This window comes from Amycolatopsis sp. MEPSY49 (assembly GCF_051337345.1).
Lineage (GTDB): Bacteria > Actinomycetota > Actinomycetes > Mycobacteriales > Pseudonocardiaceae > Amycolatopsis.
On sequence record NZ_JBDLYJ010000002.1, the window covers coordinates 749,352 to 769,828 of the forward strand.

Annotated in this window: 18 protein-coding genes and 2 pseudogenes; 7 read left to right on the top strand and 13 right to left on the bottom strand. The window is 72.9% G+C overall.

Features of this window, described 5'->3' with window-relative positions:
* Nucleotides 1-14: 14 nt before the first annotated feature.
* From ABFJ78_RS12610 to ABFJ78_RS12635, 6 genes are read right to left on the bottom strand one after another with little or no spacing between them, the layout of a single operon-like run.
* Nucleotides 15-476 (bottom strand): tRNA (cytidine(34)-2'-O)-methyltransferase, encoded by a 462-nt coding sequence (locus ABFJ78_RS12610; RefSeq protein WP_436386124.1) that lies wholly within the window; start codon nt 474-476, stop codon nt 15-17.
* A gap of 4 nt (nt 477-480) precedes the next feature.
* The gene (locus ABFJ78_RS12615) at nt 481-903 is read right to left on the bottom strand and encodes an acyl-CoA thioesterase (RefSeq protein WP_436386126.1); all 423 of its coding nucleotides are present in this window, start codon (nt 901-903) and stop codon (nt 481-483) included.
* Nucleotides 904-919: 16 nt separating this feature from the next.
* The gene (locus tag ABFJ78_RS12620; protein WP_436386128.1) at nt 920-1,864 is read right to left on the bottom strand and encodes a TAXI family TRAP transporter solute-binding subunit; all 945 of its coding nucleotides are present in this window, start codon (nt 1,862-1,864) and stop codon (nt 920-922) included.
* Nucleotides 1,861-3,249, bottom strand: coding sequence for a sensor histidine kinase (locus ABFJ78_RS12625; RefSeq protein WP_436386129.1), 1,389 nt, complete (start codon nt 3,247-3,249; stop codon nt 1,861-1,863). Before ABFJ78_RS12625 ends, ABFJ78_RS12620 begins: the two co-directional genes overlap by 4 nt.
* 3 nt (nt 3,250-3,252) lie before the next feature.
* On the bottom strand, nt 3,253-3,930 hold the full coding sequence (locus tag ABFJ78_RS12630) for a response regulator transcription factor (RefSeq protein WP_436386131.1): 678 nt from the start codon (nt 3,928-3,930) through the stop codon (nt 3,253-3,255).
* Nucleotides 3,931-3,937: 7 nt separating this feature from the next.
* Nucleotides 3,938-5,269 (bottom strand): MFS transporter, encoded by a 1,332-nt coding sequence (locus tag ABFJ78_RS12635; protein WP_436386132.1) that lies wholly within the window; start codon nt 5,267-5,269, stop codon nt 3,938-3,940.
* A 183-nt stretch (nt 5,270-5,452) separates the two neighbouring features.
* Here ABFJ78_RS12635 and fabG point away from each other — a divergent pair, with 183 nt between their 5' ends.
* On the top strand, nt 5,453-6,157 hold the full coding sequence (gene fabG, locus ABFJ78_RS12640) for a 3-oxoacyl-ACP reductase FabG (RefSeq protein ID WP_436386134.1): 705 nt from the start codon (nt 5,453-5,455) through the stop codon (nt 6,155-6,157).
* 34 nt (nt 6,158-6,191) lie between these two features.
* Nucleotides 6,192-6,959 (top strand): enoyl-ACP reductase FabI, encoded by a 768-nt coding sequence (gene fabI / locus ABFJ78_RS12645; protein WP_004562814.1) that lies wholly within the window; start codon nt 6,192-6,194, stop codon nt 6,957-6,959.
* Between the two features lie 3 nt (nt 6,960-6,962).
* On the opposite strand, the gene ABFJ78_RS12650 is transcribed toward fabI, so the two are convergent.
* Both ABFJ78_RS12650 and ABFJ78_RS12655 read right to left on the bottom strand, forming a co-directional pair.
* Entirely contained in the window at nt 6,963-8,123 is a 1,161-nt protein-coding gene (locus ABFJ78_RS12650; RefSeq protein WP_436386135.1) for a Cmx/CmrA family chloramphenicol efflux MFS transporter, read from the bottom strand.
* A 70-nt stretch (nt 8,124-8,193) separates the two neighbouring features.
* The gene (locus ABFJ78_RS12655) at nt 8,194-8,775 is read right to left on the bottom strand and encodes a TetR/AcrR family transcriptional regulator (RefSeq protein WP_436386136.1); all 582 of its coding nucleotides are present in this window, start codon (nt 8,773-8,775) and stop codon (nt 8,194-8,196) included.
* 87 nt (nt 8,776-8,862) lie between these two features.
* On the opposite strand from ABFJ78_RS12655, the gene ABFJ78_RS12660 reads away from it, so the two are divergent.
* Nucleotides 8,863-9,906: a ferrochelatase gene (locus ABFJ78_RS12660; protein ID WP_436386783.1), complete on the top strand. Its 1,044-nt coding sequence runs from the start codon at nt 8,863-8,865 to the stop codon at nt 9,904-9,906.
* Nucleotides 9,907-10,029: 123 nt separating this feature from the next.
* Here the strand turns inward: ABFJ78_RS12660 and ABFJ78_RS12665 are convergent, their stop codons facing one another.
* Entirely contained in the window at nt 10,030-10,827 is a 798-nt protein-coding gene (locus ABFJ78_RS12665) for a hypothetical protein (protein ID WP_436386137.1), read from the bottom strand.
* 100 nt (nt 10,828-10,927) lie between these two features.
* Here ABFJ78_RS12665 and ABFJ78_RS12670 point away from each other — a divergent pair, with 100 nt between their 5' ends.
* The gene (locus ABFJ78_RS12670) at nt 10,928-12,325 is read left to right on the top strand and encodes an ATP-binding protein (RefSeq protein WP_436386138.1); all 1,398 of its coding nucleotides are present in this window, start codon (nt 10,928-10,930) and stop codon (nt 12,323-12,325) included.
* Nucleotides 12,322-14,286 (top strand): hypothetical protein, encoded by a 1,965-nt coding sequence (locus tag ABFJ78_RS12675; protein WP_436386139.1) that lies wholly within the window; start codon nt 12,322-12,324, stop codon nt 14,284-14,286. The genes ABFJ78_RS12670 and ABFJ78_RS12675 overlap by 4 nt, the downstream gene beginning before the upstream one ends.
* An 85-nt stretch (nt 14,287-14,371) precedes the next feature.
* Here ABFJ78_RS12675 and ABFJ78_RS12680 read toward each other — a convergent pair whose 3' ends face one another.
* Nucleotides 14,372-15,700 (bottom strand): hypothetical protein, encoded by a 1,329-nt coding sequence (locus ABFJ78_RS12680; protein ID WP_436386140.1) that lies wholly within the window; start codon nt 15,698-15,700, stop codon nt 14,372-14,374.
* A 131-nt stretch (nt 15,701-15,831) separates the two neighbouring features.
* Between ABFJ78_RS12680 and ABFJ78_RS12685 the strand changes: the two genes are divergently transcribed.
* Together ABFJ78_RS12685 and mshC are read left to right on the top strand one after the other, a co-directional pair.
* Nucleotides 15,832-16,590 (top strand): MerR family transcriptional regulator, encoded by a 759-nt coding sequence (locus ABFJ78_RS12685; protein ID WP_436386142.1) that lies wholly within the window; start codon nt 15,832-15,834, stop codon nt 16,588-16,590.
* 70 nt (nt 16,591-16,660) lie between these two features.
* On the top strand, nt 16,661-17,899 hold the full coding sequence (mshC, locus tag ABFJ78_RS12690; RefSeq protein ID WP_436386143.1) for a cysteine--1-D-myo-inosityl 2-amino-2-deoxy-alpha-D-glucopyranoside ligase: 1,239 nt from the start codon (nt 16,661-16,663) through the stop codon (nt 17,897-17,899).
* Nucleotides 17,900-17,953: 54 nt separating this feature from the next.
* On the opposite strand, the pseudogene ABFJ78_RS12695 reads toward mshC, so the two are convergent.
* The 3 genes and pseudogenes from ABFJ78_RS12695 to ABFJ78_RS12705 all read right to left on the bottom strand — a co-directional run.
* A pseudogene (locus tag ABFJ78_RS12695) lies at nt 17,954-18,175 on the bottom strand (cysteine--1-D-myo-inosityl 2-amino-2-deoxy-alpha-D-glucopyranoside ligase); the annotation flags it as partial.
* Nucleotides 18,166-19,752, bottom strand: a pseudogene (locus ABFJ78_RS12700) (ABC-F family ATP-binding cassette domain-containing protein); the annotation flags it as partial. The pseudogenes ABFJ78_RS12700 and ABFJ78_RS12695, both read right to left, overlap by 10 nt.
* Before the next feature lie 158 nt (nt 19,753-19,910).
* A complete protein-coding gene (locus ABFJ78_RS12705) occupies nt 19,911-20,387 on the bottom strand; it encodes a MarR family transcriptional regulator (RefSeq protein ID WP_436386145.1) in 477 nt (158 codons plus the stop codon).
* Nucleotides 20,388-20,477 lie beyond the last annotated feature (90 nt).

Genomic DNA, 20,477 nt, shown 5'->3' on the forward strand with positions numbered 1-20,477 from the left:
CTACCGGACGGTGATCACGCGCCCGCGAAGCCGTTCTGCCGCCAGGCTTCGTAGACCGTGATGGCCGCGGTGTTGGCGACGTTCAGCGACCGGCTCGTCGGCAGCATCGGCAGCCGCACGCGGTCGGTCACCTCCGGCGCCTGCCGCACGTCGGCGGGCAGCCCGACCGACTCCGGGCCGAACATCAGCACGTCTCCCGGCCCGTACGCGACATCCGTGTACAGCCGGGTCGCCGACGCGCTGAACGCGTACACCTTGGCCGGCAGCAACACTTCCCAGGCCGCGGCCAGCGACGCGTGGACGTGCACCCGCGCGAGGTCGTGGTAGTCGAGCCCGGCTCGGCGCAGCTGCTTGTCCTCCAACGTGAACCCGAGCGGCTCGACCAGGTGCAGCTCGCACCCGGTGTTCGCGGCGAGCCGGATCGCGTTGCCCGTGTTCGGCGGGATCTCCGGCTGGTAGAAGAGAACGCGGAACACGGGCTCAGTCCCCGAGCAGGGCGGCGTAGGCCTTGCGGACCGCGTCCGGTGGTGCCTCCGGGCGCAGCGTCTCCGGGTCGATGAACACGTACCGCAGCGTCGCCGCCGCGATCAGGGTCTCGCCGCGGCGGATCTCGAAGTCGAAGATCAGCGACGTCGTGCCGAGGTGGTTGAGGTACTGCGAAACCACGAGTTCTTCGTCGTACCGGGCCGGGGCGCGGAACTTCAGGTTCGCCTCCGCCACGACGACGTCGGTGCGGTGGGCCAGGAACTCCTCGTGTGAACCGAAGAGCGCCTTCTCCGCCTCGAACGCGCACATGTCCACATAGGCCAGGTAGTGGGCGTTGAAGACGATGCCCTGGCCGTCGCACTCGTGGTAGCGCACGCGCAGCGGCATCTCGACGATGGGGCGGCGAGGTTCGGTCACCGCCCCAATCTAGCGCTCAGCCGTGCAGTGCCCGGTACGCGGCCGCCGCGCCCGGCTGCAGCGGCACCGGCTGCGTGCCGATGAGCGTGCGCACGTCGAGGAACTGCGTGCCGACGGCTTCGGCGGGCACCAGGTCGGTCGCCCGCTCGACGAGCAGCCGGACGACGGCCGCGGCGACGTCGCCGGGCAGGGCGGGGGAGCAGACGAGCAGGTTCGCGACGCCGATGGTGCCCAGCGCGCCGACGCCGCGGTACGCGCCGTCGGGGACTTGGACCTGGTCGTACACCGGCCCGTACGCGGCGCGCAGCGCGGGCACCACCGAATCCAGGGGCAGCAGGGCGATCGGGGTGGTGCGGGTGAGGTCGGCGAGCTTGGGCGTCGGCACCCCGCCGGACCACAGCATGGCGTCGATCCGGCGGCCGGCCAGCGCGCGGACGGCGTCGTCGAAGAGCAGGTGCCGGGCGTCGACCGCGATGCCGGCCTTGGCGAAGAGGCGCTCGCCGAGCTGGGCCGCGCCGGAGCCGCCCGCGCCGAGCGACACCGGACGGCCGGTCAGGTCGGCGAGGCGGCGCACCGGCCCGTCCGCGCGGACCACGAGCTGCAGGTAGTTCTCGTAGACGCGGCCGAGTGCGAGCAGCGGCACCTTGCCGGTGAACGGCGCGCCGCCGGTCAACGCCGTCTGGGCGACGTCGGCCAGCACGAGCCCGAGGTCGGCCTGGCCGCGGCGGACGAGGTCGACGTTGGCGACGCTCGCCTCGGTCGGCACGGCGGTGGCGTGCAGCCTGGGCTCGGCGAGGCTCAGCTGGGTGGCGAGCAATTCGGCGAAGGCGAGGTAGAAGCCGCCGCGCTCGCCGGCGGCGATGGTGACCGTCCGTTCGGGGCCGCCGTAGCCGGACGTCGAGCAGCCGGCCAGGGCGAGCCCGAGGCCGCCGAGCAGAGCGGTGCGCCGCGTGAGGGTCATGGGGCCGCCAAGGGCAGTGTGACGCGGGCTTCGAGGCCGCGGGGGAGTGCTTGACGCAGTTCGAGGACGCCGCCGCGGGTGCGCACCTGCTGGTGCGCGATGGCCAGGCCGAGGCCGGTGCCGCGGGGCGCGCCTTCGCCGCCCGCGCGCCAGAACCGTTCGGTCGCCCGCGCCCGGTCCTCAGTGGACAGTCCGGGACCGTCGTCGCGGACGACGAGGGTCGCGGTGTCCGCGCCGGTTTCCCAGTCCGTCGTGATCTTCGCGCCGCGGCCCGCGTAGTGGACGGCGTTGTCCAGCAACACGTCCAGAATCTGCGCGAGTTCCCCCTCGGGACAGCGCACCGTCACCGGTTCGTCGTGACTCGGGGGCGGCACGATCGTCGAGCCCGCGTCTTCGGCGGCCGGCCGCCAGGCGTCGACGCGTTCGGCGAGCACGGAAGCGAGGTCGCAGGACTCGTCCGCGCCCCCGGCCGCGACCCGCGTCGCCGTGCTCTCGGCCAGCGCGAGCGCCAGCAAGCCGTCGAGGAGCTGCTCCAGGCGTTCGACCTCGGCGACGGTCGCCCGGTACGTGCTGTCGTCGCCCTCGACCCGGCCGGCCAGCGAGTCGACGCGCAGCCGCAGCGCCGCCATGGGGTTGCGCAGCTGGTGCGAGGCGTCGGCGACCAGCCGGTGCTGCTGCTCGGCCGCTTCGAGCACGGCCTCGGACATCCGGTTGACCTCGCCGGCCAGCATCCGTAGCTCACGCGGTCCGGCGCGCTCCGGGACGTGGGCGCGGTGCCCGGCGGCGACGGCGAGGACGCCGGTCTCCAGCTCGTGCAGCGGCCGCACCATCCACCGGGCCAGCACCACGGCGAGCAGCACGAACACGACCGCGACCAGCAGCGCCCCGGCGCCGATGGTGCCCCAGCGGGTGGCGACGTCCGCGGCCGCCGCCGTCACCGACGCCCGCAGCACGACCACGCCGGACACGCGGGTGCCGGTGCCGACCGGCCGCGCGAAGTACGCCGGGTCGGCCGACCACGGGCCGAGCCTGCCGACCTGCGGCGCCGGTTCGTTGCGCATGGTCGCTTCCACCAGCGCGTGCACCGCCGGGTCGGCCGCGGTCAGCCCACCGGCCTGGACCAGCGGATCGCGGCGCGCGTCGACGATGACCACGCCTTCGCCGTACAGCTCGGCGTAGCGGGTCGCGTCGGCCACGAGCGCGGCCGGGTCGCGCGTGTCGACGGCCTGCTGGGCGAGCACGACGAACCGGTCGACGTCGGCGGTGCGGGAGATGACCAGCTGCTGGGTGCGCTGTTCGGCGGTGGACGCCAGCAGCGGCACGGCGAACGCGGCGACCACGGCCAGCGCGAGGGCGACCAGCACGACCAGCAGCCGGGTGCGCACGGGTCAGTCCCGGCCGAGCCGGTAGCCGAAGCCGCGGATGGTGGTGAGCAGGCCCGGCCGGTCCAGCTTCGCGCGCAGGCCGGTCAGGTGGACGTCGAGCGAGCGCGAGACGGCGAGGTAGGCGTCGCCCCAGACCTCGTCCATCAGCTGCTGGCGGCTCACCGCGGTGCCCGGGCGGGCGGCGAGCACGGCCAGGATCTCGAACTCCTTGGTGGTGAGCCCGACGTCGTGCCCGGCGACGAGCACGCGGCGGGCCCCGAGGTCGATCTCGACGTCTTCGACGCGCACGACGTCACCAGCACTGTCGGCCGGGGCCTCGCGGGCCACCGCGCGCCGCACGACGGCGTCCATCCGGGCCAGCAGTTCGGCCAGCCGCACCGGTTTCGTCAGGTAGTCGTCCGCGCCGAGGCGCAGGCCGCGGACGACCGAGCGTTCGTCGCCGCGGGCGGTCAGGACGATGACCGGGACCGGCGACACCGCGCGGATCTTCCGCAGCACGTCCAGACCGTCGAGGTCGGGCAGGCCGAGGTCCAGCAGGACCAGGTCGGCGTCGCGGTGGCGGTGCAGGGCGTCGGCGCCGCGGCCGACGCTGGTGACGGGATGACCGCGCGCGTGCAGCGACTCGGCGAGCGCGCCGGCGACACCCGCGTCGTCTTCGACGAGGAGCACGCGCACGGTCATCCCCTTGTCAGTGTTGATCTTCCCTGCGGTCCTCCAGCTCGGAGGTCTTCGAAGTTTCCCGCATTGTGCCGTAGACGATCAGGGAAACCAGGACGCAGCCCGCCACGTACCAGAAGAACACCGACTCGTGCCCGGCGCTCTTGAGCGCCTGCGCGATCAGCTCCGCGGTACCGCCGAAGATCGCGACGGTCAGCGCGTAGGGCAGCCCGACACCGATGGCGCGGATCTTCGTCGGGAACAGCTCGGCCTTCACGATCGCGTTGATCGACGTGTAGCCCGCCACGACGACGAGCCCCGCGAGGACGAGGAAGAACGCGCCGACCGGGTTCCGGGTCGAGCCCATCACCGTCATGATCGGCACGGTGAGCAGCGTGCCCGCGATGCCGAAGAACAGCAGCAGCGGCCGGCGGCCGATCCGGTCGGACAGCTTCCCCGCGAGCGGCTGCAGGATCGCCGCGAGCAGGATCGCCGAGAACAGGATGATCGTGACCGTTCGCCGCGGGATGTGGGCGGTGTTCTCGAGGAACTTCTGGCTGTAGGTGGCGAAGGTGTAGAAGGCCACCGTGCCGCCGAGGGTCAGGCCGACGACGAGCGCGATCTCCTTGGGGTACTTGGCCAGCGCGCGCAGCGTGCCGCGTTCGCCGGTGGTGGTTTCCGCGTCCGCTTCGCGCGTGTAGCTCTCGGACTCGTCCATGCCGCGGCGCAGCCACATGACGCTGAGCGCGGCGACCGTGCCGACGCCGAACGCGATCCGCCAGCCCCACGACGTCAGCTGCTGTTCGGTGAGCAGGCCCTGCAGGATCAGCTGGAGACCCAGCGCCAGCAGCTGACCGCCGTAGAGGGTGACGTACTGGAAGCTCGAGTAGAAGCCGCGCTTGCCCGGAGTGGCCACTTCGGACAGGTACGTGGCGGAGGTGGAGTACTCACCGCCGACGGAGAGCCCCTGGATCAGCCGGGCGACCAGCAGCAGGATCGGCGCGGCCAGGCCGATCGTGTGGTAGCTCGGCGTCACGGCGATGAGCAGGGAGCCACCCGCCATCAGCGTGACCGAAAGCACCAGTGCGCTGCGCCGGCCGAAGCGGTCGGCGAACCGGCCGAGCATCCAGCCGCCGAGCGGGCGCATGAGGAACCCGACCGCGAACACGGCGGCGGTGCCGAGGAAGGCCGCCGTCGTGTCGGTCGTGGGGAAGAAAGACTTGGCGAAGTACGTGGTGAACGCGGCGTAGGCGTACCAGTCGTACCACTCGACCAAGTTGCCGATCGAGCCGCGCAGCACGTTGCCGATCACGCGTTTCTCGCTGACGGCGCCCTCGGCGGGCCCGCTGATCCGGGTTGTCATCGTCGACCTCCTGTGTTGCGACTCACGGTGACCAACCAGCGGGTAACCAGCAAGGTCGGGAGGCAGTTCCTAACACCCGCTTAGGGCGGTCGCGGGCACCGCCGGGCGCGGGTGCGCGGCGTCGCGGAGCTGCCGATAACCTCGTGCCCGGCATCAGCGCACGTCGACGAAGAGGAGAACACTGTGGGACGGTCGGTTCTGGTCACCGGGGGCAACCGGGGCATCGGTCTGGCGATCGCCCGGGACCTGGCGGAGCAGGGTCACCGGGTCGCCGTCACGCACCGTGGCTCGGGCGCGCCCGAGGGGTTGTTCGGGGTCCGGGCGGACGTCACCGACACCGAGCAGGTCGACGCGGCGTTCAAGCTCGTCGAGGAGCACCAGGGCCCGGTCGAGGTGCTGGTGTCCAACGCCGGGCTGACCGACGACACGCTGCTGATGCGGATGAGCGACGAGCAGTTCGAGCGCGTCATCAACGCCAACCTGACCGGTGCCTTCCGCGTCGCGAAGCGGGCCTCCCGCGGCATGCTGCGCGGCAAGTGGGGCCGGTTCGTCTTCATCTCCTCGGTGGTCGGCCTCTCCGGGTCGGCGGGCCAGGCCAACTACGCGGCGTCGAAGGCCGGCCTGGTCGGCTTCTCGCGTTCGCTGGCGCGCGAGCTCGGCTCCCGCAACATCACCTCGAACGTCATCGCGCCCGGTTTCGTGCACACCGACATGACCGACGAGCTGCCCGAGGCGCGCAAGAAGGAGATCCTCGCGCAGGTGCCCTCCGGCCGGTACGCCGAGCCGTCGGAGATCGCCGCCGCGGTGCGTTACCTGGCCTCCGAGGAAGCCGGCTACGTCAACGGCGCGGTGCTGCCGGTCGACGGCGGCCTCGGCATCGGTCACTGACATTTCTTTTCCCGAACCAAGACTTGGAGGACCCGTGCCCGGACTGCTCGAAGGCAAGCGCCTGCTGATCACCGGCATCATCACCGACGCTTCGCTCGCCTTCCACGCGGCCAAGATCGCGCAGCAGGAGGGCGCGAAAGTGGTGCTGACCGGCTTCGGCCGCATGTCGCTGGTCGAGCGCATCGCGAAGCGGCTCCCCGAAGAGGCGCCCGTGATCGAGCTGGACGTCACGAACCAGGAGCACCTCGACGGCCTCGCCGACAAGGTCCGCGAGCACGTCGACGGCCTCGACGGCGTGCTGCACTCGATCGGCTTCGCCCCGCAGACCTGCCTCGGCGCGCCGTTCATGGACGCGCCGGCCGAGGACGTCAAGACCGCGATCGAGATCTCGACCTACTCGTACATGTCGCTGGCGAAGGCCTGCCTGCCACTGCTGGGCCGGGGCGCGTCGTACGTCGGCATGGACTTCGACGCGCGCGTCGCGTGGCCGGTCTACAACTGGATGGGCGTCGCGAAGGCCGGGCTCGAGTCGGTCAACCGGTACCTGGCCAAGGAGCTGGGGCCGCAGGGCATCCGCGTCAACCTGGTCAGCGCCGGCCCGATGAAGACGATGGCCGCCAAGTCCATCCCGGGCTTCGTCGACCTGGAGGACGGCTGGGGCGAGCGCGCGCCGCTCGGCTGGGACAGCACGGACCCGGACCCGGTGGCGAAGAGCGTCTGCGCGGTGCTGTCGGACTGGCTCCCCGCCACCACCGGCTCGATGATCATGGTCGACGGCGGCGTGCACTTCCTGGGCGTCTGAGCCTCACACGGCCACGGGCTCGCGGTCGTCGTTCCGCTGGACGGCGACCGCGACCGTGAGCGCGGCGAGCGTTCCCGCGCCGAGGAGCATGCCGGTCCAGGCGACGCTCGGGAAGCCGAGCCCGGCGTCGATCGCGATGCCGCCCAGCCACGGGCCGATCGTGTTGCCGACGTTGAACGCGGCGGTCGTGCTGGCGCCGACGAGGGTCGGCGCGTCGCCGGCGGCCTGGTAGGCGCGGAGGTTCAGCGCCGGGTTGGCGCCGAACCCGGCGGCGCCGAAGGCGAGCACGGCCGCGACGGCGACGAGCGCGTCGGTGGTGAGGGCGAGCACGAGCAACGCGGTCAGCGCGAGGGCGAGGCAGCCGTAGAGCGTGCCGAACGGCCGCCGGTCGGCCAGGCGGCCGCCGACGCTGATCCCGATCAGCGCGCCGACGCCGAACAGCGCCAGGACCCCGGGCACCCACTCGCCGGGCAGGCCGTCGGTCTCGGTCAGCAACGGTGCCAGGTAGCTGAACGCGGCGAAGATCATGGCCTGGCACAAGGCGATCACGCCGAGCGCGAGCCAGACCCGCCCCCGGCGGTACAGCCGCAGCTCACCGCGGACGCTCACCGCGCCACCGGTGGTCTCCGGCACCAGCAGCGCCACGCCGGCCACCGCGAGCAGCGTCACGGCCGCCACCGCCCAGAAGGCCGTCCGCCAGCCCGCGTGCTGGCCGAGGAACGTGCCGGCCGGCACGCCGGCGATGTTCGCGACGGTCAGCCCGCCGACCAGCACCGCCATCGCGCGCCCGCGCCGTTCGACGGGCACGAGCGCGATCGTGGTCGCCAGGGCGACGGCCCAGAACCCGGCGCAGGCGAGGGCGGCGACCACCCGCGTCGCGAAGAGGACGGCGTACCCCTCGGCGAGGGCACCGACGACGTGCGCGCCGAGGAAGACCGCGAGCAGCGCGAGGAGCGTCCGGCGGCGGGGGAGCCGCAGGGTGCCGATCGCCAGCAACGGCGCGCCGACGACCATGCCGATCGCGAACGCGGAGATCAGCAGGCCCGCGTCGGGAATGCTCACGTGCAGGTCGGCGGCCATCCCGGGGAGCAGGCCGGTGATCATGAACTCGGACGTGCCCAGCGCGAACACGCTGAGCCCGAGGACGAAGACGGCCAAGGGCATGGTGGTTCCTCCCGGTTGTGGATCGGTCAGTCCAAAATCAGGGCGTGCTTTGTTCTTGTCGTGCTTCTGTTCAGCGCGTGATGGCGGCCAGCGCGAGGTCCGCGACGGCGTGCATGCTCTCGCGGCTGGTGCCCCGGCGGGCCATCACGCGCAGGCCCGAGGTGGTGCTGAGCAGGAACTCCGCCACGTCGGCGGGGTCGAGGCCGTCCCGGAGGCTGCCGTCGAGCACGCCTTCCCGGACGCATTCGGCGAACATGACCAGGTTCCGGTCGGTGTCGTCCCGCAGGGCCGCGCCCACTTCGTCGTCGGGCAGGCCGAGTTCGGCGAGGGTGTTGACCACGAGGCAGCCGCGGCGGCGCTCTTCGACGTCGTCTTCGATGGCCTGGTCGAGGACCGCGGCGAGCCGCTCGGCCGCCGTGCCGGGGCCGTCGAGAACCGCTTGCCGCTTGCCGAGCTGGGTGCTCGTGTAGTGCGTGAGCGAGCGCTGGAAGAGAGATCGCTTGCTGGTGAAGGTGTTGTAGACGCTGCTGCGGCCGAGCCCGGTGGCCTCGCACAGGTCCTGCGTGGACGTCGCTTCGTAGCCGTGTTCCCAGAAGGCGTGCATCGCCTTCTCGACGGCGGCGGTCTCGTCGAACTCGCGTGGCCTGGCCATGACGAGAGCGTAGCAGAGTTTTGGACTGAGCGATTCACAACGGGCCCGCGTCAGCGTGCGGGCCGCCACATCGGCAAGATGACGGGGGTGGGATACGACGCGTTGCTGTGGCTTTCGTTCGGCGGTCCGGAAGGGCCCGACGACGTCATGCCGTTCCTCGAGAACGTCACCAGGGGCCGGGGCGTGCCGCGGGAGCGGCTGCTCGAAGTCGCGGAGCATTACCAGCACTTCGGCGGGGTTTCGCCGATCAACCGGCTGAACCGCGACGCGATGGCGGCGGTCGAGAAGCAGCTCGCGGCGGCCGGCATCGACCTGCCGGTGCACTTCGGCAACCGCAACTGGCACCCGATGGTCGAGGACACCCTGGAAACGCTGGCCTCTTCCGGCGCCTCGCGGGTCCTGGTGTTCCCCACGAGCGCGTACGGCGGGTACTCGGCGTGCCGCCAGTACGACGAGGACATCGAGCGAGCCCGCGCGGCGGTCGGTCCCGGGGCACCCGAAATGGTGAAGATCCGCCAGTTCTTCGACCACCCGCTGTTCGTGTCGGCGGTGGCGGACGGCGTCCGCGCGGCCCACGCGTCGCTGGGCGACGAGCCGGGGATCCGCACGGTGTTCACGGCGCACTCGGTCCCGTCGAGCGCGGACCGCGCCTCGGGGCCCCCGGTCGAGGGCGGCCACCGCTACTCGCGCCAGATCGCGGTGGCCGCGCGACTCGTGGCAGCGTCGGCGGGGATTTCGGAGTACGACGTCGTGTGGCAGTCGCGGTCGGGGCCGCCGCAGGTGCCGTGGCTGGAGCCGGACATCGTCGACCACATCGACGCGTTGCACGCCGCTGGTGTCCCGGGCGTGGTGGTGTCGCCGATCGGGTTCGTGTCGGACCACCTCGAGGTGATCTGGGACCTGGACAACGAGGCGGCCGAGCGCGCGGCGGAACACGGGATGAAGTTCGCCCGCGCGGCGACGGCGGGGTCGGACCCGCGGTTCGCGGAGCTGGTGGTGGAGCTGGTCAGGGAGCACACGCACGGGGTGGAGCCGCGGAAGCTGTCGCCGTTCCCGGCGGCGGGGTGCACGGTCAATGGCGCGCCCTGCGCGGTGGGGTGCTGCGAGCCGGCCAAGCGCCCGGCCCGCTGATGGCCTGGCCCGCCGCGGCCCGGTGACCAGCGCCCCAAGGCGGCCTTGGTTGCGTCTGACGCACCGAAGGCCGCCTTGGGTGCGTGTGACGCACCGAAGGCCACATTGGGGCGCTTGGGAACCTCAGCCCTCGCGGGCCGTGGACTCCGCGAACACCCGCACCGCCTCGTTGACCGCCGCGCACCGGGCCGTTCGCACCGCGTCCGACAACGGGCGCAACGCCTGCGCCCGCAACGTCGACGCCGAAGCCGAAATCGCCCCACCCGGATCATCCGACGACGCGATCGCCAAGATCGCCGCGATCTCCTCGGCCCGCTGCAACACGCGCAACGCCCGCCCGGGCGTCCCGGCCGGCCAATCCACGTCCGGCCGCGATCGCAAGTGCGCCGACAGCTCGGCCCGCACCCCCGGCCGGTCCGAAGCGACGTCCAACGCCTGCAACGCCCCCGCGCTGTTCCGGATCGCGTCCGTCAGCCCGTGCTCGGCTTCGCCCAGTCCGACGTACTCGAGCGCCGAAGGCGAAGACAGCGAATACACCGTCCACCGGACGAGCCCCTCGGCGATCGGCTCCGGCACGAGCCCGAAACCGAGGTCCGCCAGCACCACCGCGTCGCCCGCGCGCAGGGCCGCCTCCGTGAACGGGCCGCCGCCGCCGAGGCCTCGGACGTCGCCCGGGACCGGGAGGACCAGCCGCATGCTTTTCGCTCCCTGCGAACGCAACGCCATCAGGAGCTGGACCGGGGTGGCCGCGCGGTTGAACGCCAGCGGCAGCTCGAACGCCTCCGCCGCGGGGGCGTCGGCGGCGACCACGTCATGGGCCTCACCCCACGCGAGCAGGGCGTCGAGCACATCGTCGGACGCGGCGGCTCCGTTGAGCCACGCGGAGGACCAGACGGCGAAAGTCGCACTGGGACGGCACACGACGCCCTATTTTACCGGGCCGGCAGGCAACACAGCAGCGCGCCCACGCTGGAGTCGCTCCACGTCGACGCACCGGCGATCCGGCAGTAGCGTCGAACGGGTGAACGCTGTTCCAGACGCTCTTCCCCGGACCGCCGGGGCCCTGCGCGCGGCCGGGTACGAGCCGCGCGCGATCGCGCAAGAGATCCACGACAACCTGCTGACCGCCCTCAAGAACGGCGAGGATGCCTGGCCCGGCATCGTCGGCTTCTCCCGCACCGTGCTGCCGCAGCTCGAGCGCGCGCTGCTGGCCGGCCACGACGTCGTCCTGCTCGGCGAACGCGGCCAGGGCAAGACCCGCCTGCTGCGCACCCTCGCCGGCCTGCTCGACGAGTGGACGCCCGTCATCGAGGGCTCCGAGCTGGGCGAACACCCACTCCAGCCGATCACGCCCGCGTCGCTGCGCCGCGCCGCCGAGCTCGGCGACGACCTGCCCGTGGCCTGGCGCCACCGCTCCGAGCGCTACACCGAAAAGCTCGCCACACCGGACACCTCCGTCGGTGACCTGATCGGCGACGTCGACCCGGTGAAGGTCGCCGAAGGTCGCAGCCTCGGCGACCCCGAGACCATTCACTTCGGCCTCGTCCCGCGCGCCCACCGCGGCATCGTCGCCATCAACGAGCTGCCCGACCTCGCCGAGCGCATCCAGGTCGCGCTGCTCAACGTCATGGAGGAGCGCGACATCCAGGTCCGCGGCTACACGCTGCGGCTGCCCCTGGACGTCCTGCTCGTCGCGACCGCGAACCCCGAGGACTACACCAACCGCGGCCGGATCATCACCCCGCTGAAGGACCGCTTCGGCGCCGAGATCCGCACCCACTACCCCTTGGACGTCGAGGCCGAGGTGGCCGTCGTCAAGCAGGAGGCCAATCTCGTCGCCGAAGTCGGCGAGCCGCTCCTGGAGGTGCTCGCCCGGTTCGTCCGGAACCTCCGCGAATCCACCGTCATCGACCAGCGCTCCGGCGTTTCGGCCCGGTTCGCCGTCGCCGCGGCGGAGACCGTGGCGGCCGCGGCCCTGCGGCGCGCGGCGCTGACCGGCGAGGAGCCGGCCGTCGCGCGGCCGGTCGACCTCGACGCCGTCCCGTCCGTGCTGCGGGGCAAGATCGAGTTCGAACCCGGCGAAGAGGGCCGCGAGATCGAGCACCTCGTGCACCTGATGCGCCGGGCGATCGCCGAGACCGCCCGCGGCCGCTTCGCCGGGCTGGACCTGCGCCCGCTGGCCGACGCCGTCGAGGAGGGCCACCTGGTCGCCACCGGCGAGCGCGTCCCGGCCAAGGACGTCCTCGCGGCCCTGCCGGAGCTCCCGGTGCTGCACGAGGTCGCCCAGCGCGCCGGCGTGTCCGCCGACGAGCCCGCCGGCCGGATCGCGGCCGCCGTCGAGCTCGCCCTCGAATCGCTGTTCCTGGCGCGCCGGCTCGCCAAGGACTCCGACGACGCGACGACCGTCTACGGCCGATGACCGCGGTCCCGCTTCCCGACGGCTACTCCTACGGCCCGTGGCACGACGGGCCGGACCCGCTCGCGCCCCCGGCCGACCTGCGCGACGCGCTCGACGAGATCGGCCGCGAGGTGATGGCCGGCGCGTCGCCGCGGTCCGCGCTGGAGGAACTGCTCCGGCGCGGCACCGAGCGTACGTCGGGCCTGGACGAGCTGACCCGGCGTCTGTGGCAGCGCCGGTCGCAGATCCAGCGCCGCAACAACCTGAACGGCACCCTGCAGGAGGTCCAGCGCCTCCTGCGGGACGCCCTCGACGCCGAACGCCGGGAGCTGTTCCCGGACCCGGATGACGAAGCCCGCTTCCGCGAGGCCCAGCTCGACGCGCTGCCGTCCGGAACGGCCGCGGCCGTCAACGAGCTGGCGAACTACGACTGGCGCTCCGAGCAGGGCCGGGAGAACTACCAGCAGATCCGCGACCTGCTCGGCCAGGAGCTGATGGAGTCGCGGTTCCAGGGCATGAAGCAGGCGCTGCAGAACGCCGGGCCCGAGGACGTCGAGCGGATCAACGAGATGCTCTCGGACCTCAACGACCTGCTCGCGGCGCACGCACAGGGCGCCGAGGACGTCCAGGAGCGGTTCGAGGACTTCATGTCCAAGCACGGCGAGTTCTTCCCGGAGAACCCGCGGAACGTCGAGGAGCTGATCGACGCGCTGGCCGAGCGGTCCGCGGCGGCGCAGCGGATGCTCAACTCGATGTCGGCCGAGCAGCGCGCCGAACTGGCGGAGCTGACCCAGCAGGCGTTCGGCGACCCGCGGCTCGCGCAGCAACTGTCCCAATTGGACGCGCAGCTGCGCGCGGCTCGCCCCGGTGAGGACTGGACGGGTTCGGAGCGCTTCCGCGGCAAGAACCCGCTGGGCATGGGCGAAGGCGCCCAGGCGATGGCCGACCTGGCGGAGCTGGACGCGCTGGCCGAGCAGCTGAGCCAGTCCTACCCGGGCGCGAGCCTGGAGGACATCGACCTGGAGGCGCTCGAACGCCAGCTCGGCAAGGACGCCGGCGTCGACGCCCGGCGACTGTCCGAACTGGAGCGTGAGCTGCGTCGCCAGGGCCTGTTCGAACGGGCCGCCGACGGCTCGCTGCGGTTGTCGCCCAAGGCGTTGCGGCGCCTCGGCGAGACGGCGCTGGCCGACATCGTGAACGCGTTGCGCGGCAAGACCGGCGACCGCGAGACCGAGTCCGCGGGCGCGGCGGGCGAGCCCACCGGCGCGTCGCGGCCGTGGCGGTTCGGGGACATGCAGCCCTGGGACGTGCCGCGGACCATCCGCAACGCCGTCCTGCGGTCGGTTTCGGTGGGGGAGCGGTCGGTCCGGCTCGACGTCGAGGACGTCGAAGTGGTCGAGACCGAACACCGCTCCCGCGCGGCGGTCGCGCTGCTGGTCGACACGTCGTGGTCGATGGTGCAGGAAGGCCGCTGGCTGCCGATGAAGCGCACCGCGCTCGCGCTGCACCAGCTGATCAGCACGCGCTTCCGCAACGACGCGCTGCAGCTGATCACGTTCGGCCGCTACGCCCAGTCGGTGGAGCTGCCGGAGCTGGTCGGCCTGGAGGGCGCGTGGGAGCAGGGCACCAACGCCCACCACGGGCTGCTGCTCGCCGGGCAGCACCTGCGCCGGCACCCGGACGCCCAGCCGGTGGTGCTGATGGTCACCGACGGCGAGCCGACCGCCCACCTGGAACCGGACGGCGAGGCCGTTTTCGACTACCCGCCCCAGCCGCGGACCCTCCACAAGACACTGTCCGAAGTGGACCGGCTGGCGAAGCTGGGCGCGTCGGTGACGGTGTTCCGCCTCGGCGACGACCCGCGCCTGACGGCGTTCGTCGACGTCATCGCGCGACGGTCGGGCGGCCGGGTGGTGGCACCGGACCTGGACGGTCTGGGCGCCGCGGTGGTCGGCGACTACCTGCGCACCCGGCGGCGCTGAGGCGGCGCGACGGGTGTGTGCCGGCTGGTCGGGTGACCGGCTGGCGAGCGCGAGGGTGGCAGTGCCGGGCTCGGGTGGTCGGCGACTACCCGCGTACCCGGCGGTGCCGGCCCGGCGCCGGCGGGTTCGCCGCCCGGTCCAGCGACCGGGCGGCGAACGCGGTGCCTTCATGGCCGGCGGGCAGGTAGGCGTCGTGGTCGGCGAGCACCTCGCGGCCGAGCGCACGAGCCTGCGTGAACGCGCTTTCGGCCACCAGGAGGTCGACCGACCGGCGCCGCAGCCGCAGGATCGGGCCGAGCCGCGGGCCCGCCGACACCGACGGCAGCGCCCGGAAGTGCCGCCACAGCGCGGCGGCGTGGTCGGCGAGATCGGCCGTGTCCTCGGTGTCCAGCGCGGCGAACGCCCGGTCCAGCACCTCGGCCAGGCGCTCCTGCGCGTGCAGCTGTCCCAGCACCGCGCGCCGGGTCAGGCGGTGCATCGTCACGACTTCGCCGCGGACGTCGAATTCCGCGAGCGACGCGCCCTCGAGCCCGGCCAGCGCGGTGTCCACCGCCACCGGGTCGGGGCCGGCCTGATGCACGAGGACCCGCCGCACGCCCCGCGGCGCCAGCACGGCCAGGAGCTCGGCGACGACCGCGGCCCGGCCGTCCCGCGCGGCGACGGTGCGCAGGGCCGCGAGCGTGGTGTCCTCGACCCAGGGCGAATGGTCCTCACCCGGTTCGCGCTCCAGCACCAGCGCGCCCGGCAGCCGGTCGAGGTACTCCGTGGAGCCCGAAGCCCGGATCACCCCACCGGCCTGGGCGAGGGCCAGCGGCAGGTAACCGAGCTCCCGGGCCACGTCGGCGGCGTCCCGGCCGGACCGCGCGCGCAGGAAACCGGCGGCGGTGGCCGGGTCGAAGCCGGTCACCGGCACCGTGGCGCCGAGGATCTCGAAGTCCGGCACCGTGGTGGTCACCAGGACGCGGGCCCGGGCCGGCAGCCACCGGGTGAGCGCGTCCGGGTCGGTCGGGCCGTCGAACACCACGATGGCTCCCTCGCGTCCGTCGAGCCACGCGAGGCCCGCGTCGGGGCCGGCCAAGCCGTGCCGCCGGGCGAGTTCCGCGTAGGCGCGGGCGGTGTTCGCCGGGTCCGCCGCCGCCACCCAGAGCACCGGCGAGCTGGCTTCGCGGGCGAACGCGGCGGCCACGTGGGTCTTGCCCACCCCGCCGCGGCCCAGCAGGACGCAGGAGCGGCCGGCGCGGAACGTCTCGTCGATCTTCGCGAGGAGGTCGTCGCGGCGCACCGCGGAAAGGGGTTCGCGGGGAACCGGGCCGAGCACCGGCCGGGGCCGCGCCCGGCGCAGCAGAAGCAGCACGACCGCCGTGACCAGCGCGATCACGGCGACCGCACCGCCCAAGACGATCATGGTGCCCATCGGGTCAGGCTAATCGGACTCGTCGCGGGACGGCGGTTGCGGAAGGGTGATGCTTGACCCTCACGTCGCGTGAGGCACCACCGTGGTCTCCGCAAGGGCCGCGAGCGGCCGGAGAGGAAGAGGGGAAACCGATGGGGCATCCCGTGGGCAAGGTCGCCGCACTGGCCGGTATCACCGTCCGGACGCTGCACCACTACGACGAGATCGGCCTGCTCAGCCCGAGCGGCCGGACGAGCTCGGGGTACCGCAGCTACGACGACGACGATCTCGACCGGCTGCAGCGCATCCTGTTCTACCGGGAGCTCGGGTTCCCCCTCGAGACGATCGCGACCCTCGTCGACGACCCGGGCATCGACGCCGACGCGCACCTGAAGAAGCAGCGGGAGCTGCTGGTGGCGCGGATGGGCGAGCTCGGGCGGATGGTCGCGGCCGTCGATCGCGTGATGGAGGCGAGAGCCATGGGCAACGCACTGACGCCCGAGGAGAAGTTCGAAGTGTTCGGCGGGTTCCGCGAGCCGGACGGCTACGCGGAGGAGGCCGCGCGGCGGTGGGGCGGCACGCCCGAGTGGCAGGGCGCGACGCCACCGTCCAAGGAGGACCTGGCGGCCGGCGAAGCGGTCCGCCAGGACTGGGTGCGGCGGCTCACCGCGCTGCGCGACGCGGGCGGCGCGCCGGACGGCCCCGAGGCGATGGACCTCGCCGAGGAGCACCGCGCGATGCTCGCCCGCGTGATGGGCGAGTGCTCGTACGAGACGCAGCGGCGCATCGGTGAGCTGTACGTCACGGAGCCCGTCCAGCTCGGGTTCCTGGTCCGCGACGACGAGCAGCGCCCCGGTGTCGGGGCGTTCGTCCGCGACGCCATCAGCGCGAACGCGGCCCGCCGGAGCTAGTACTGCTCCACGTGGGGGAGGAGTCCCACCGGGCGGGAGGGTGCCGGAGCGAACGCTTACAGTCGAGGGTATGCAGACTTGGTCATCGGTCGACGTGCCCCGCATCCCCGGCACCCCCCGCCCGCTGCGGCTCCACGACACGGCCACCGGGCAGATCCGCCCGACCGCGCCCGGCGCCACCGCCCGGATGTACGTCTGCGGCATCACGCCCTACGACGCGACGCATCTGGGGCACGCCGCGACGTACCTGGCCTTCGACCTGGTGAACCGCGTGTGGCGGGACAACGGGCACGACGTCCACTACGTGCAGAACGTGACGGACATCGACGAGCCGCTGCTCGAGCGGGCCCAGCGCGACCAGGACGACTGGGTCGTGCTGGGCATGCGCGAGACGGCGCTGTTCCGCGAGGACATGACCGCGCTGCGCGTCCTCCCGCCGAAGCAGTTCGTCGGCGCGGTGGAGAGCATCCCGGAGATCGTCGAGGTCATCGCGAAGCTGCTGGCCAACGGCGCCGCCTACCGGGCGGACGACCCGGAGTTCCCGGACGTCTACTTCGACCACTCCGCGACCGGCAAGTTCGGCTATGAGTCGAACTACGACGAGCCGACCATGCGGAAGTTCTTCGCCGAGCGCGGCGGCGACCCCGACCGCGCCGGCAAGCGCCACCCGCTGGACGCGCTGCTGTGGCGCGTGGCCCGCGACGGCGAGCCGTCGTGGGAGTCGGAGCTCGGCCCGGGCCGCCCGGGCTGGCACATCGAGTGCAGCGCGATCGCGGTCAACCGGCTGGGCCTCGGATTCGACCTCCAGGGCGGCGGCTCGGACCTCATCTTCCCGCACCACGAGTACAGCGCGGCGCACGCCGAAGCCGTCGCCAAGGACGGGCCGTTCGCCCGCCACTACGTGCACGCCGGCATGATCGGCCTCGACGGCGAGAAGATGTCGAAGTCGCGCGGGAACCTGGTGTTCGTCTCGCGGCTGCGGGCCGACCAGGTCGACCCGGGCGCGATCCGGCTGGCCCTGTTCGCCGGCCACTACCGCGAGGACCGCGCCTGGACGGCCGGCCTGCTGACCGAGGCGGAGACGCGGCTCGCGCGGTGGCGTGAAGCCGTCGCGCTGCCGGCCGGCCCGCCGGCGGAGGACACGGTCACGCGGCTGCGCGACCACCTGTCCGACGACCTCGACACGCCGAAGGCCCTGGCGGCGATCGACGCGTGGGCGAACGAGGCCCTGCGCCGCGACGGCACGGACGCGACGGCGCCCGGCCTGATCCGCATCGCGGTCGACGCCCTCCTCGGCATCACCCTCTGACCAGCTGTGGACAACCGGCACTTTCACGTGAAAGTGCCGGTTGTCCACAGCTGGTCAGAGGGTGATGCCGAGGAGGGCGTCGACCGCGATGCGGATCAGGCCGGGCGCCGTCGCGTCCGTGCCGTCGCGGCGCAGGGCCTCGTTCGCCCACGCGTCGATCGCCGCCAGGGCCTTCGGCGTGTCGAGGTCGTCGGACAGGTGGTCGCGCAGCCGCGTGACCGTGTCCTCCGCCGGCGGGCCGGCCGGCAGCGCGACGGCTTCACGCCACCGNGCCAGTCCCGGCGCAGCCACCGGTCGTGGGACGCGATGACGACCGCGCCCGGCGCCGTCTTCAGCGCCGTGAACAACTCTTCCGCCAGGGTCAGCGAAATGTGGTTCGTCGGCTCGTCCAACAGGAGGACGTCCGGTGGTTCGGCGAGCAGGATCGCCAGCGCGAGCCGGCGCCGCTGACCGACCGAGAGCGCTCCGACGGGCTGCCGCAGATCCCGCGACGCCAGCAAACCGAGGTGGCTCAGCGGGGGAGCGTCCTCGCCGAGCGCGTCCCGGTAGACGCGCGCGGCGGTCCGCTCCGGCGACGCGAACACGACGTCCTGCTCCAGCAACCCGACCCGCACTCCGTGTCCGAAGTGGACACTCCCGGCCGCCGGTGCCAGCCGGCCGGCCAGCACCGACAGCAGCGTCGACTTCCCGGCGCCGTTCCCGCCGGTGACGAGGAGCCGGGCCGACGCGTCGACGTCCAGCCGGGGCAGCCGGAGCCGTCCCGGGACTTCCAATGACCGCACCGAGATCGCCGGTCCGTCGCCCGTCGCGTGGCCCGTGAGCTCCGCCCGGAACCGCAGCGGCGCCGGGGGTTTGCGCACCTGGTCGCGTTCCAGGTTCTCCAGCCGCTGCTCGGCGTCGCGCACCCGCCGCGAGATCGTCTTCTGGACGCGGGCGCCCTTGAAGTGGTGGATGAACTTGTCGTTGTCGCGCGGGCCGCGGCCGTAGGCGACGTTGCGCGCAGTGACCGCGACGGTCTCCCGCAGCTCCTTCAGCTCCTCCTGCTCTTCGGCGAACCGCTGCTCCCACCGCGCCCGCTCGGCCTTCTTGTGCCCGAGGTAGTCGGTGTAGCTGCCGCCGTAGCGGACCGCGCCGCCGGCCTGGCGGTCGGCCGCGGCCGGGTCCAGGTCGACGATGTCGGTGCAGACGGCGTCGAGGAACACCCGGTCGTGCGACGACAGCACCACGATCCCGGTCAGCTCGGTCAGATGGCGTTCCAGGAACGCCATCGCGGCGTCGTCGAGGTGGTTGGTCGGCTCGTCGAGCAGCAGCGTTTCCGGCTGCCGCACCAGCAGCGCGGCCAGGCCGAGCCGGGACCGCTGCCCGCCCGACAGCGTGCCGAGCCGGCGGTCCGGTTCGACGCCGCCGAGGCCGAGCCCGTCACAGACGAGCTTCGCGCGCCGGTCGGCGTCCCACAGGTCGTGGGCCTGGGCCCATTCCAGGACGCGGCCGTACTCGTCCAGCACCGACGGATCGTCGGGCCGGTCGGTCATCGCCGCGGTCAGCTCGTCGAGCCGGGCCGCGGCGGCGCGGATCTCGGCCAGCGCGTCGTCGAGGACGTCGGCGAAGGTCGCGTCCATGCCGAACGGCAGCTCCTGCAGCAGGAACCCGACGTCCGGGCCGCGCAGCACCTCGCCGGAGCGGGGTTCTTCGAGCCCGGCGAGCAGCCGCAGCAGGGTGGACTTGCCGGTGCCGTTCTCGCCGACCAGGCCGAGCCGCTGCCCGGCCGACGCGGTCAGCGTGACGCCGTCGAGGACGACGCGGGTGCCGTAACCGAAGACGACGTCCTTGGCCTGCAAGGGAAGAGTGGACATTGCGCATCACCGGGCCCGGATGAGAAGAGGCGGAAATCCCGCCGGGCGTCGTGGCACGCGGGAGCGTCAGGCTCGACCGGGTGCCGCCTCGGAAGCGGGATGGGCGCGGTTCAGTTCCTCATAGTGGAACCAGGTTAACGCAACATCAGTAGAGTTAGTCAACCGGTTATGGCCTGGGTCACATCCGGCAGGTCGCCCGCGGCCCGCTCGGCGGCCGCGGTGCCGTCGGTGAGGAAGCCGACCAGCGCCGTGAGCTGACGGCGGTCGAGGCGCGCGAGCCGCTCGCCGACGAACCGGGCCATGGGCGCGTAGAGCTCGGCAAGCTCGGCCATCCGGTCGGGCAGCGGCCGCACGACGAGCCGGCGGCGGTCCGCCGGATCCGGGGCGCGCTCGGCGAGCCGGTGCTGCTCCATCCGGTCGAGCAGCCGGGTGAACGCGCCGGTGGACATCCCGAGCAGCCGCGCGAGCTCGGTCGGGGAGTCGCTGACGCCGCCGTGGAGCAGGTGCAGGCAGTGCAGCTCGGTGGGGGTGACGGCCATCCGCTCGGCGACCGCGACGTGGAAGAGCGCGGTCGAGCCCACGAACCGGGGGAGGGCGAGAGCGGCGGCGGTGGCGAGTTCGCGCTGGTCGGGCAACGTCCATCCAAATCCGGGTGACGACGCAGTCACTGCCCTGCGCAGTGGCTGCACAGCGAACGATAGCGGAGGCGCTTGACAAACCCGCAG